This is a genomic window from Paenibacillus spongiae (genome assembly GCF_024734895.1).
Lineage (GTDB): Bacteria > Bacillota > Bacilli > Paenibacillales > Paenibacillaceae > Paenibacillus_Z > Paenibacillus_Z spongiae.
In genome coordinates, this window is the sequence record NZ_CP091430.1 from 7258673 (window position 1) to 7271449 (window position 12777).

The following is a 12777-nucleotide window of genomic DNA, read 5'->3' on the forward strand; positions in this document are numbered from 1 at the left end:
ATTGCAGCACGACGATGACAACGACACTGATTAATATATCCACTACGATCACGAAGCCCACCCCCGAAACTTGGCATATGCCATATCATAATTCGCGAAATCATGCACTTCTTCCAAAATTACATTGACCTTCTTCGCATCTTTTAGCGATTCGTAACGCTGCTCGTCGATCGGCTGCTTGATCTGGTTTCCTGATGGCAGCGTCAAGACCGCGAACTGCCGTTGCTTCCCGTCCAGCTCCGTCTTATATACGCCAACCAGATCGACCTCCGAATTGAGCTGTATCTTCAACTTATCGAGATCTGCCTTCGCCGCCGCTTCCGACTTGAACGACTTGATCGGCTTCCAGCCGGTAAGCGTTACGTCATTGCGGCCATTCGAATTCGTTATCATATGCGCGGCCATATATTGCAGCGTCCATACCTTGTCGCCCGTCGCATAGTTATTATCGTTCGGCAGCAGATCATTGTCCGGAAGCACGGTCATATCGCTGCCGATCAGATCGCCAACCGTTCCTTCCACCACCCTATAGTCCCATGGAAGAGCTGTCGTATCCTCTGCAACGGCTGTCGTCATGTAGTCCGCGCTATCCATGACCGGGCTCGATTCCGATCCCGAGAATAACGAGGAATTGCTGAATATACCGATAATGATGATGAAGAAAATGCCGCCAAACAGCAGCGGCAGCAGACGCGAGCCATCGTTACCGCCCTGCGGCCTTCGCTTCCTGTAATCGATCATTTATTTCACCCCTATAGCTACAAAATGACTCGTATTCCCCGTAATCAGCCCGCCTGCTCTCCCGAGCAGGCCGGAGGGCGTCCCGTTAATAACGAACATCCCCGTCAGCAGATGAAACTCCCCCGCTTCCAGCCGTACACGGGCAAGCTCCGCCCGTTTCTGATAAACCAGCGGAAATAATAGGCTCGTATCGAAGCCTGCCTCATCCTTCACTTCCAAATCGCCTTCGTCATTATAGAGCATGACCGAACCGCCTTCGCGGCCGAACATCGATTTGGATACGAAGCTGCCGTCGAATACTGCCCTGTTATAGGTAGGAAGCATATAGGTGCCGATGACTTCCCGCTCTTCCGCGTCGAAGAGCATCTCCAGCTCATATAAGCCCCATATGAGCGCCTGAAGCCCCTTGGATTGCAGCAGAATGGCGTGAATCGGGTTAAACAGCTGCAAATTCCCGGATTCGATCGCATAGGCAAGCGCTTCGCCGCCGTCGTCGACCGCCATCCATTCCTTCGGATAGAGCGCGAACATGCGCTTAATGATCCGGTCATCGCCATCTTTCAGCACGCCTTCATCGACCCATAGCTCCAAGCAATCCGTACAGGTCACGTCAACAAGCCCGCTGTGACGAACAAGCATCTCGATCGTCCCGGAATCCTCCATATGCGAGCCGTAGGCTACGCATGCGGCAGTGTCCGGCCGTTCCTCCGCCCATGCGGCCGCCAGATTCTCCTTCATTCGCACGTTCGGCGAATCGATTCCATGCTGGGCGCACAGCCAAGGCGTCGCGACAGCCGCCTCCACATAGCCTGTCGGGGTATCGGCATTCAGCTCCAGCAGCTTGATCGTCCCCTCATTCGACAGGGCAAAATCGAACCGGGCGTACCGGCTCAGCATCCCTTCCGGATTCAATGCGATGGTGTCCAGCGCTTCCCATAGCAGCTCGGGAATACCGATCATCGCATAGAGATCATGACGGCCCGCGACGTAACGAACGGCTCGGTCGAAGACGTGCCACAGCTTGGCGGAAGCCGCCTCCAATTCCATATAGATCTCTTTGCGCAGGGCGACGACCTGGTCGAGCCAGTACGGCTCGCCGTCCAAGTCCGCCCAGCCGAATCCCATACCGGCCAATGCCTTCACACGCTCGGCACGGTCCGGCTGCGGCAGGCCGACAACCTCGAATGCAGCGGAATGGCTCATCCCCCGAAACCTCCGAAAGAGCTCTTCCCGGAGCTTGAGGAGCTGAACCCGCTGGAGTTTCCGCCGATTCCGCCTTTGGAGGACGAGGTCGAACGGCGGGTAACGGAGCCTGTCGTATCCGTTGTGCGCGGTCGCACGGCCGAGCCGACGACCGGCTTGTTCTGGAACGTATCCGCGGAATAGGTACGCGGCTTATATGCCGTTCCCGTCCTTGTATCGTAGGCCTTGTGATTCGAATACCAGGATGCGGATGAATACGCTGAACCCCGGTTAAAGATCAAATGATAGAGCAATAAATCGTCCCAGCCGAAGGCGGAATGCTGAATAACTGTTGTGCCGCCTCCGGTACTCGCTCCCGTGCCTCCGGAGCTTGCGCCGGAGCCTTGATCATCTTCCTCCTCTGTCGCCGGCTGGCCGGCTTCCGGCAGCGGAATATTCCAGTCGACGGACGGATCGTAGAACGCCTTGACCGCTTCCGTCGACCACTCGACAAGCTTGGGTTCGCCTGCGCCCGCTGCAGCCGTACCTGGTTCCGCTGACGCCTCCCCGATGAGCCCTCCGCCAATAAACGCATTCGCCAGCAGCGCAATGCCCAGCGAGGTGGAAAGCACGCGCAGCGGCTTTCCATCCTTGTTAAATAAGAATGCGCGTGCCGGAGCACCCGCTTTATCTTCATCCCGGTTCATGCCGACTCCCCCTTCCCTTCCCTATTTAATGCGCGTACCGTGCAGGACTGGAATGACCAGCAGCTCCAGCGTCTGGCTGTCGATATTCAGACGGCCTTCCACCGTCTCGTATTCGCTGCCGCCGACGGTCAAGTAATTCGCATGCTGCAGCGCGTCCAGCATCCCTTTTTTCCACAGCCGCTCATCGATCTGCCGCAGCTCGCCGCCCGTTTCCTTGACCACCAGCGTCACCCGAATCGTTTCATTTTCCACAGTTTTCACTCCTATTCCATATAAAGACATGACTTACATACGTCTATTCCAACTGGAATGTTGCGTAAATTTTGTTAAAGGCATTTCTTTCGACACGATCTAATCATCGGCTGGCACCGTTCCTTCTTGTACAATTTTAACTTATACCCTGCCAGCGGGGAATAACGGCCAAACTGGAAGAATATAGAGTTAATTGGGTGGCAATCTGATGCCAAAGGAGCGGTCGTATGGGTATCCGGTTTATAAAGGTAGCGGTCGTCTATTTATTGATCGGCGTTATTGCGGGCATGGTGATGGGGATTGCCGAAGCGTTCGAGTACACTTCCGCGCACGCGCACATCAACCTGCTTGGATGGGCATCGCTGGGGCTGATCGGTGCCCTGTATGTGCTCTTTCCCAAAGCCGGCGAAACCTCGCTCGCCAAAGCGCAATTCTGGATGCACAACATCGGACTGCCGCTATTGGTGATCAGCATGATGTTCTTCGCCAACGACAAGAGCAGCATCGGCATTCCGCTCTCCTCTGTCGGCGGCCTGCTGGTCATCGTCTCGGTCATTCTGCTGGTCGTCAACGTGTTTAAGCATGTGAAGTAGAGTTACAGGCGTGAGGACGGTGTAGATGCGAGACCGTGCAAGAGTGGCAGCGTGCGGAAGGGTGAACAAACGGATGTGAGGACGAGCTGACGTGTGGACGGTGTAGATGCGAGACCGTGCAAGAGTGGCAGCGTGCGGAAGGGTGAACATACGGATGTGAGGACGTGCTGACGTCAGGACGGTGCAGATGCTAGACCACGCAGGAGTGGCAGCGTGCGGAAGGGTGGACATACGGATGTGAGGACGCGCTGACGTCAGGACGGTGCAGATGCGAGACCGTACAAGAGTGGCAGCGTGCGGAAGTGTGAACATACGGATGTGAGGACGTGCTGACGTGAGGACGGTGTAGATGCGAGACCGTACAAGAGTGGCAGCGTGCGGAAGGGTGGACATACGGATGTGAGGACGCGCTGACGTCGAGACGGTGTAGATGCGAGACCGTGCAGGAGTGGCAGCGTGCGGAAGGGTGGACATACGGATGTGAGGACGCGCTGACATCGAGCGCGGCGGCTACTTCAAGTTGTATGTTATACAACATTAGACGGGTAGAATGGCCGTCGATACGGGTATTGTTGTATTTTCTGCAACAATTCCACCTGTCAGGCTGCTTATTGAACCGAATTATTGTATAAAGTGCAACAATACGGTCTTATGGCGCTGAATGACGACAAAGTGTTGCACATTATACAACATTCCTGCATTTGCATCCACCGTATCAGAGAAGCTCGTATTAATTGAAACGGCACACAGCAAGAACAACCGCCAGGATGCCCAGGCGGTTGTTCGTTGTATTGCTTTCGTTATTTGCGTTTGCCAGGGTGGCCCGAACGGCCGCCCCTGCCGCCGCCGCGCTGTCCGGCTGGACCCGAGGATGCCGGCGAGGCGCCGCGGCCTCGGGGCGGTGCCCCTTTCCCCGCCGAGCGCGGCTTCGAATTTCCGCCACGCTGCTGCCGCTCCGAAGCGGTGCGCACTTCTGCCGCACGGCTCCACGGCGTTTCGACGTGTTCGCCGCCAGTACGCGCTCCTGCTCCACCGCGCTGCGGACGCGACTCCGTGCTTGCTCCGCCCCGCTGTGGGCGATCCGCATTCGCTCCGCGGCCACGCTGCGGACGCGACTCCGTGCTTGCTCCGCCCCGCTGTGGGCGATCTGCATTCGCTCCGCGGCCACGCTGCGGACGCGCCTCTGCGCTTGCTCCGCCCCGCTGTGGGCGGTCCGCATTCGCTCCCCGGCCCCACTGGAAGTCGCCGCTCTCGCCGCCCGCTCGCGCTCCTGCTCCGCCACGCTGCGGACGCGCCTCTGCGCTTGCTCCGCCCCGCTGTGGGCGGTCCGCATTCGCTCCGCGGCCACGCTGGAAGTCGCCGCCCTCACTGCCCGCGCGCGCTCCTGCTCCGCCACGCTGCGGACGCGTCTCCGTACGCGCTCCGCTGCGCCCCTGCCGCGCGCCGCCTGCAGCCGCTCCTCGGCGCTCACGCCCCGAACGGCCGCCCTCGCGGGCATCGCGCCCGCCGGAACCGCCGCGTCCTTGACGGGCGCCCGCTGCTGCTCCGCGCTCCTTGCGGCCTTCGGTTGCCGGACGCGGCGCCTTCGGCACAGCCGCCCCGTCCGCGCGCCTATGCTCAATCGTCATGCCGATGCCGCGCTCAATCGCCTGAATCGCCATCCGGTCATGCGGGGTCGCGATCGTTACGGCGAGCCCGTCTCCTCCGGCGCGGCCCGTACGCCCGATCCGGTGGATGTAGCTGTCGACATCGTGCGGGACATCATAGTTGTACACGTGAGTCACGCCCTCGACATCCAGACCGCGCGCAGCCACGTCGGTCGCGACGAGCAGCTGCAGCTTCGCATCGCGGAACCGCTTCATGACCTGCTCCCGCTTCGCTTGGGACAGGTCCCCGTGAAGCTCGTCGCTCGCGAAGCCCTGCTCCTGCAGCGCTTCGTTCAGCGCTTTCGCACGGCGCTTCGTGCGGCAGAAGATCATGCCCAAATACGGACGATGGTCGAGGATCAGCTGGCTCAGCGCCTTCTGTTTCCCCCGGTCAGTCGTCTCGATCACCACCTGCTTAATCCCCTTCACCGTTACCTGCGGCGTACGCACCGTAATGTCCTTCGGCGCATTCATGAACTGCAGGGCAAGCGTCCGAACCTGCTGCGGCATCGTCGCGGAGAACAGCATCGTCTGGCGGCGCGACGGAATTTGCTCGAGAATCTCGACCACTTCGTTCAGAAAGCCCATATGAAGCATCTGGTCCGCTTCATCCAGCACCAGCATCGAGATCGAACCAAGCGAGATCGTTCCGCGGCGCATATGGTCGAGTAGGCGCCCCGGCGTCGCAACGGCAAAATGAACGCCGTTCTCCAGCTTTCTCATCTGTGCTTCAACGTCTTGTCCGCCATAGACGGCCAGCACTTTGAATTCCGAACGCGAAGCGAGCCAGCGCTTCAGCTCTTCCGTAATTTGCAGCGCCAGCTCGCGCGTGGGCGTCAGGATAAGTCCCTGAAGACGGTTCTTCTCCGGATCCAGCTTCTCCAGCATCGGCAGCAGGAACGCCAGCGTCTTGCCGGTTCCCGTCTGCGCCTGGCAAACAACGTCGTATCCCTGCAGAATAACGGGGATAGCCCCTTCCTGAATCGGCGTCGCCTCATGAATGCCGCCGCTGCTCAGCGCCTCGACGCGTTCCGGCGAAATACCTAATTGTGCAAAACCAGCCAATATAGCCACCTCTTTTAAATGTGTATCTATCCTATAAATCGATCCCTGAATCCGTTCACGAATACAAGCACATCTTATCCTACCACAAAACGCCGCTTATGACCCTTATTCCCTCTCCGACCAAATTTGCGGTGTTGTGCGCACCGTCTCGCCGGTTTCCACAGCCTGTGCCATCATCAGCGACAAATAGTGATCCTGCGACGCTTCCGCCAAGCTGTAGAAGGACGGTCCGCCTTCCGCGTAGCGGGCCATATTCGCCAGACTCGTCGCAATGGCGATCTCATCGTCGGTCAGTCTCGCGGGTATGAACGGATTGCGGTACACCCACTCCGAACCGGCCAATATACCCTGATGATAATAGCCTTCCAAATTTCCATTATGCCCCGTTTCGACCCGCCGCATCTCCATCGAGACCGGCGTCCGGTAATCGACCAGATAGCGCAGCTCTTCATCGGCGATTTCGCCGCGGTCGCCGCGGACCAGCACCCGGTTCTTGCGCACCCACGAGAAATATTGATCGCCCGCAAAATCATATAAAGCCGTCCGTCCGCCAAACCGCAGCGTCGCCATGTCTTGCACCGAATCCCGGAAGGACTCCTCCTGCGGCGGACCGCCGCGGCCCGGTCCGGCCATCAGAGGTGCGGTGAAGCGTTCGCCGCGGATAACCGCATCCTCGTACCGCACCCCGAGCAGCCGCCGGATCAAGCTGATCCCGTGATAGCCATGCGCTGCCGATACCTGTACATGCGAGACGCTGCCAAGCTTTCCGGAATGCGCAACGGCGATTCTAGCCGCATGCATCGGCTGGTACAGATACTGCTCGGCCACCTGCACCTTCGCTTCAGCTCCGACCGCCTCGAACAATTGGACAAGCGACTGCAGATCCTTCGCAGGGGGCGTCTCCGCCAGTACCGGTATACCGCGGCTTGCCAATTCTGCAATATAGTCTGGACAACTCTCCCGGGATACAGACACGACGGCAAAGGAGTAGTCCCGCTCTCGCACGAATTGCTCCATGCTGCTGACGGTGCGAATACCCCACTGCGCGGTAAGCGCCGCTCCTTTCTCTTCCCTGCGCACCAGCATGCGCGCGACCTCGAACCGTTCCGGCAGCGCCGCCGCTATGCGCAAGTAGAATTCCGCCCGCCAGCCGCCGCCAATGATGCCAAATCGGATTTTCCCCATATCTCCCCGGTCTCCTTTAAATATAGAAATGATTGCATTCACTTCGTTCCCCTTAAAAAATCGACCTCTTGTGATCGACCGACCGCCGTCATGCAGCGCGGCACCGATGCCGCTTAGGAGCTGCGAGCGATGCGAAGACTCTCCCTGTGAATATAACCGTTTCAGACGGCCCCATTTCCTTATGGATTCATTATAGCCCACGTTTCAAACCGCCGACAGCCGATCGCAATTATGTTCGAAAGGATTGTTTTATATCCGCCCCCCACTACTTTATAATAGAGTCAGTAGTATTTCGGATTCCGGATTCATGAAGGGAGAGCGGCCCGATGTTGATGAAAGACCGCATTGTCGTTGTCACTGGCGCCAACTCTGGCATGGGGCTCGCGACGACCGTGCAGCTGGCGCGGGAGGGTGCGCATGTCGTTATGGCATGCCGGAGCGCCGAGAGAGGCGCCCAAGCGTTGGCGGAAGCCCGGCGGCTAAGCGGGGCAGCAGCGGATATCGAGCTCATGCTGTGCGATCTCGGCTCGCTGGCCAGCATCCGTTCATTCGCGGAGCAGTTCGCGGCCATATATGCAAAGCTCGACGTGCTCGTCAACAATGCAGGCGTTGTAACCATCAAACGGCAGACAACGGCGGACGGCTTCGAGGCCATGATGGGCGTCAACCATCTGGGCCATTTCCTGCTGACGAACCTGCTGCTGGAGCAGCTGCTGCTCGCCCCGCAAGGCCGTGTCGTCACCGTCTCATCGGGTGCGCATAAGGTGGGGAAGATCGATTTTGCCGATGCCCACTTAACCAAGGGATTTCGCGTATGGAGCGGCTACGGTCAATCCAAGCTCGCCAACATCTTGTTCACCCGATCGCTCGCCGATCGGCTGAAGGGCACGAATGCTACCGCCAACTGCGTCCATCCGGGTGCGGTCAGCACGAACTTGGGCGTGAGCCGGGAAACCGGATTCGGCAAAATGATTCACACTTCGCTCCGGCCCTTTTTTCTTACGCCCCAAGAAGGCGCCCGTACAGCGGTCTACCTCGCTTCAAGTCCGGAGGTAACCGGTGTAAGCGGAGAATATTATTACAAGCTGAAGACGGCCAAGATCTCCCGGGCTGCGCAGGATCCGCTGCTTGCCGATAAGCTGTGGACCTGGAGCGAGAGTGAAGTCGGAATGCGGTAACGAGGTCTGTCTATTCAATAACGAATGGAGTGAGGCTCTATGAACTTAGCGAACAAGATCACCGTTGCGAGAATGATGTTGATTCCCTTCTTCTTCCTGTTTCTTCAGACTTACCCTTCTTGGTTAACCGAACGCATTCCTGCCCTCAGCTTTATGAACAGTTACGGTCTATACATTGCCACAGCCATATTTATACTAGCTGCCGCTACAGATAAGCTGGACGGATATATCGCCCGCAAGTATAACATGATTACCAACATCGGCAAGCTGCTGGATCCTCTGGCCGACAAACTGCTTATTTCAGTAGCGCTGATCATGCTCGTCCAGAAGCATATGCTGCCGTCCTGGGTAGCCTTCATCATTATCGCGCGCGAGCTCGTCATCACGGCTTTGCGAATCGTCGCCTCCGCCCGGCGAATTGCACTGGCCGCAGATCACTACGGAAAATTGAAGCTCGTCCTGCAGGTTGTCGCCATTGTAGCCGTCCTGCTGGATAATTACCCGTTTCAGCTCATTATTGACATTCGAATCGATTACATCATTATGCTGGCGGCGGTCGTCATTACGATCTATTCCGGCTATAACTATATTCGCAATAACTATGTCCGGTTAGAGCTGAATAGATAAAAGAGAAGAGGGCAGTCCTTTGGGACTGCCCTCTTCTCTTCAAATCCGTGCCTCACGCGTACGATACGACGGCAGCAGATGCCGGAATAGGCGACCTTGATGACGACCTCGTCCTCGCCCGGTACCGGTATCTCCACTTCCCTCAGCTTCATTGATTGAGGACCTTATAGATAAGTGCTTGCATGATGCTTGCTTCTCCCCCTAGAACGTAATCGACAGTCCGCCATCGACCGGCACGATCGCTCCGCACATATAGGACGCATCCTCGGAACAGAGGAACGCGATGACGCCCGCCACCTCTTCCGGCTGCCCCTGCCGCCGCTGGGCGATTTTGCCGCGCCCGACATAGATCGACTTGAACCATTCGGTTTCATGCTCGTTCACGCCGTCCACGACCGACATCGGCGTCTCGATGAAGCCTAGCGCCACGCCGTTGACGCGGATGCCCGCATCCATCAGCTCGAGCGCCGTATTCCGGGTCAATTGGTCCATCGCGCCCTTCGCCGCGTTGTAATGCGAGGATTCCTCCAGCGCACGGTTGCCGTTGATCGACGACACATTGACGATATGGCCGCGAATTCCTTTGGCCGCCATCAGTTGTGCCGCTTCCTGCGTACAGAAGTAGGTGCCGTCTACGATAATATCGAACACTTTGCGCCATTCCTTCCGGTCTGTCCCGAGGAAACGCAGCGGCTGGAAGGCTGCCGCGTTGTTGACCAGAATATCCAGCCGTCCGTACACACGATCCACGTAGGCGAATATGTCCTTCACCGACGGCTCGCTTGCCACATCGCCCGCAACGAATTCAACAGCCAATCCTTCGCCCTTCAATTCGCGGGCAGCCTGTTCCCCGACGTCGGCGCGCCGGCCCGTTATGACCACCTTCGCGCCCTCCCCTGCGAGACGCCTTGCCGTCGCGAAGCCCACGCCCGTTGCGCCTCCCGTGACAAGCGCGACTTTACCTTCGAATCTGCGGATCTCTGCCACTTGCATTGCCTCCTTGACCGGGCGGCTTAGCTCACCCGATATTTATTGCCGATGTCTTCCTTCACCGTCACGCCAAGTCCTGGCCGGTCCGGTACATGAACGTAGCCGTCTTTGAACGTGATCGGCTCCTCTACCAGATCCCGCGTCAATGGAGACGTCGAGACGGTGTGCTCGATCATGAAGCCATTAGGTATCGCGGCTGCGAAATGCGCGCCGGCCGCCACAAGAATGCCGGTTTTAAAAAGCATGCAGCACGACAATATCCCACAGCGCCATATCAATCCCGCTCATGGCGTGAATCGCCGGACCGCTCCGCCGGCGCTGCAATGCTTTTCAAATACCGTGTTAAATAAGCGCTTTCATTATTCGGTGTTTTTCATGCGATCATTGTAACTCTCGATTTTTAATATTGTCAACAATATTAAAACTATTGCTTCCGTATGCCTCCTTCCCGATGGGAAGTGCGTACGCAATAGCAAAAGGACGGTCAATAGAGCCCCTGAGCTCCTTGACCGTCCTCTTGCTTTCTTGGCCTGCGGGATCACGCCGAGCTTTTCCTTATCGGAACGGAGTGGTACGATATAGCCAATCGTCTGAAATTCGGGGGTGTCTCGGATCAAACCCCTTATGCATAAAGGAGGCATTATGAACTACTTATTTCATACGGCCAAACAAAGTTACGAGCATTTTGCAAGCGGCAAAGTGCTCTACAATGCGCCGGGGACAACGTCGTTTCCCGTTCGGCTTGCCAGCGAAATCGTCCAGCGGTGTTTCCATCTGCTGCGGGAGAAAGGGGTTTCCGGGCCCTATCACCTCTACGATCCCTGCTGCGGCGGGGGATACATGCTGACCGTTATCGGACTGCTGCATCATGACCGGATCAACCGGATAACGGCCTCGGATCAGGATCAAGCGATGGTAAAATTCGCGGCGCAGAACTTGTCCTTGCTGCGGCCGGACGGGCTGGCGAAGCGGAAGGAACAGGTGCGCGAGCTGTTCGAGTTGTACCAGAAGCCGTCCCATATGGAGGCGCTGCAAAGCGCCGATTATTTGATGGGGCTCGTTGAGCAGTCTTCTGCCTTGCAGCTTGATTGCTTCCAAGCCGACAGCACGGTCGACAACAGCCGCGACGAAAGATGCCGAAACGCCCACATTATTTTGACCGACCTTCCCTACGGCGGAATCGTCGATTGGATCAGCGGCAGCGCAAGCCCGGTCCATGATTTCTTCGAAAGCATGCATAAGATAGCCTCCCCCGCTTCCACTGTATTAGCCGTAATCGCGGATAAAAGCCAGTCGCTGCGCCATCCCAAGTTCAAACGGCTGCAGGTTCAAAAGATAGGCAAGCGGCATTTTGCCTTGTTCGAGCCGCTTGCTTGAGTGACTCACCCGATCTGCCATCCTTTGTGTAAATTGGCATTTTCATAAAATATTGTAATCACCTTGATTAAATTTATAAGGTTTTCCTTATCGAGACGGGGTGATACGATAGAGCCAATTAGGATCCATTCACTTAGGAGGGGTTAGCGTGGGAAGGGATGGATTGTCGAATCGCTTCCGAAGCTTTGCCATTCATGAATGCCGAGGCTCCAGCAGGCTATATGAGTATTTGGCCATGCGTATCGCCGATGATGATGAAATGCTGGAATTAGCCGCTCACGCCAAGGAGGGCCAGCCGGTCCCCAACCTTTTCTTCGGAGCGGTGCATTACTTACTGCAGCAAGGCACCGAGCATGAGCTGATGACCTATTATGAAACGCTGACCGATCGCCCGGGGGAAATCGGAGAGCCTACCTACGCTGCTTTTCAGAGCTTCTGCCGGCTGCACAACGACCGGATGATCGCCATCTTGAAGGAAAGATACGTGCAGACGAATGAAGTAAGGCGCTGCGCTTACCTCTATCCCAGCTTCTGCTTCATCTACGAGAAGGTCCGGAGGCCCTTGGCGCTTCTTGAAATCGGGACAAGCGCAGGGCTCCAGCTGCTATGGGACAGATTCAGCTACCGCTATAATTCTGGCGAGCTGCTGGGAGACCCGTCTGCAGCCGTGGAAATCCACGCTGAACTAAGGGGCGACCGCATGCCGCCATTCATGAAGAACAGTCCTCCCGTTTCATTCCGGTGCGGCATTGATCTGCACGTCAACGACTTAACCAGCCATGACGACTATTTATGGCTGAAATCACTGATCTGGCCGGAGCATCGGGACAGGGCTGCGCTCTTCGAGCAAGCCGCGCTTTTCTTCCAGGAGCATCCGGCAGCGCTGATCGAGGGCGACGGCAGCGCCTCCCTTGCGTCAATCGCCGCTCAAATTCCCGCTAATTCCGCCCTGTGCGTCTTTCATACCCATGTGGCGAATCAGCTGTCCCCGTCGGCCAAGGAATCGCTCATCGATGCTATTGACGCCATCGGCCGGACGAGGGACGTGTTCCATCTGTACAATAATATGCACGACACGAACATCCTCCACCTGGACTATATGCTGTCCGGTGTGAGCGGTACAGAGAAGTTAGCGGTGACGGACGGGCACGGACGGTGGTTTCAATGGGAGGCCAAATGAATCATGCCGCGACAGCGATATGCCGACAATAAAGAAGAGGGCCTCCAGGGCCCT

At 57.3% G+C, this 12777-nt stretch carries 13 protein-coding genes; 5 read left to right on the forward strand and 8 right to left on the reverse strand.

All coding sequences use genetic code 11. From position 1 onward, the window contains the following. Window positions 1–48: 48 nt before the first annotated feature. Genes L1F29_RS32600 through L1F29_RS32615 form a run of 4 tightly spaced genes read right to left on the reverse strand, consistent with a single transcriptional unit; the run spans window position 49 to window position 2882 of the window. Complete coding sequence (locus L1F29_RS32600) at window positions 49–741, reverse strand: hypothetical protein (RefSeq protein WP_258386118.1); 693 nt, start codon at window positions 739–741, stop codon at window positions 49–51. After that, window positions 742–1944 carry a glutathionylspermidine synthase family protein gene (locus L1F29_RS32605; RefSeq protein WP_258386119.1) on the reverse strand — a complete coding sequence of 401 codons (1203 nt, stop codon included), beginning with the start codon at window positions 1942–1944 and terminating at the stop codon, window positions 742–744. Continuing rightward, window positions 1941–2630: a hypothetical protein gene (locus L1F29_RS32610; protein ID WP_258386120.1), complete on the reverse strand. Its 690-nt coding sequence runs from the start codon at window positions 2628–2630 to the stop codon at window positions 1941–1943. The genes L1F29_RS32605 and L1F29_RS32610 overlap by 4 nt, the downstream gene beginning before the upstream one ends. 21 nt (window positions 2631–2651) lie before the next feature. After that, window positions 2652–2882 carry a hypothetical protein gene (locus L1F29_RS32615; RefSeq protein ID WP_258386121.1) on the reverse strand — a complete coding sequence of 77 codons (231 nt, stop codon included), beginning with the start codon at window positions 2880–2882 and terminating at the stop codon, window positions 2652–2654. Window positions 2883–3109: 227 nt separating this feature from the next. Between L1F29_RS32615 and L1F29_RS32620 the strand changes: the two genes are divergently transcribed. After that, on the forward strand, window positions 3110–3475 hold the full coding sequence (locus L1F29_RS32620; RefSeq protein WP_258386122.1) for a cbb3-type cytochrome c oxidase subunit I: 366 nt from the start codon (window positions 3110–3112) through the stop codon (window positions 3473–3475). An 800-nt stretch (window positions 3476–4275) separates the two neighbouring features. On the opposite strand, the gene L1F29_RS32625 is transcribed toward L1F29_RS32620, so the two are convergent. Both L1F29_RS32625 and L1F29_RS32630 read right to left on the reverse strand, forming a co-directional pair. After that, on the reverse strand, window positions 4276–6186 hold the full coding sequence (locus L1F29_RS32625; protein WP_258386123.1) for a DEAD/DEAH box helicase: 1911 nt from the start codon (window positions 6184–6186) through the stop codon (window positions 4276–4278). 105 nt (window positions 6187–6291) lie between these two features. Further along, a complete protein-coding gene (locus L1F29_RS32630) occupies window positions 6292–7371 on the reverse strand; it encodes a Gfo/Idh/MocA family protein (protein ID WP_258386124.1) in 1080 nt (359 codons plus the stop codon). Between the two features lie 332 nt (window positions 7372–7703). On the opposite strand from L1F29_RS32630, the gene L1F29_RS32635 reads away from it, so the two are divergent. Beyond that, window positions 7704–8549 (forward strand): SDR family oxidoreductase, encoded by an 846-nt coding sequence (locus L1F29_RS32635; RefSeq protein ID WP_258389880.1) that lies wholly within the window; start codon window positions 7704–7706, stop codon window positions 8547–8549. 39 nt (window positions 8550–8588) lie between these two features. Further along, complete coding sequence (gene pgsA / locus L1F29_RS32640) at window positions 8589–9176, forward strand: CDP-diacylglycerol--glycerol-3-phosphate 3-phosphatidyltransferase (protein WP_258386125.1); 588 nt, start codon at window positions 8589–8591, stop codon at window positions 9174–9176. Window positions 9177–9377: 201 nt separating this feature from the next. Here the strand turns inward: pgsA and L1F29_RS32645 are convergent, their stop codons facing one another. Both L1F29_RS32645 and L1F29_RS32650 read right to left on the reverse strand, forming a co-directional pair. Further along, window positions 9378–10163 (reverse strand): SDR family NAD(P)-dependent oxidoreductase, encoded by a 786-nt coding sequence (locus tag L1F29_RS32645; RefSeq protein ID WP_258386126.1) that lies wholly within the window; start codon window positions 10161–10163, stop codon window positions 9378–9380. 26 nt (window positions 10164–10189) lie between these two features. Then, window positions 10190–10411 carry an enolase C-terminal domain-like protein gene (locus L1F29_RS32650; protein ID WP_258386127.1) on the reverse strand — a complete coding sequence of 74 codons (222 nt, stop codon included), beginning with the start codon at window positions 10409–10411 and terminating at the stop codon, window positions 10190–10192. Between the two features lie 397 nt (window positions 10412–10808). Between L1F29_RS32650 and L1F29_RS32655 the strand changes: the two genes are divergently transcribed. Beyond that, window positions 10809–11543 (forward strand): hypothetical protein, encoded by a 735-nt coding sequence (locus tag L1F29_RS32655; protein ID WP_258386128.1) that lies wholly within the window; start codon window positions 10809–10811, stop codon window positions 11541–11543. Between the two features lie 148 nt (window positions 11544–11691). Beyond that, entirely contained in the window at window positions 11692–12723 is a 1032-nt protein-coding gene (locus L1F29_RS32660; protein ID WP_258386129.1) for a DUF2332 domain-containing protein, read from the forward strand. Window positions 12724–12777: the final 54 nt, after the last annotated feature.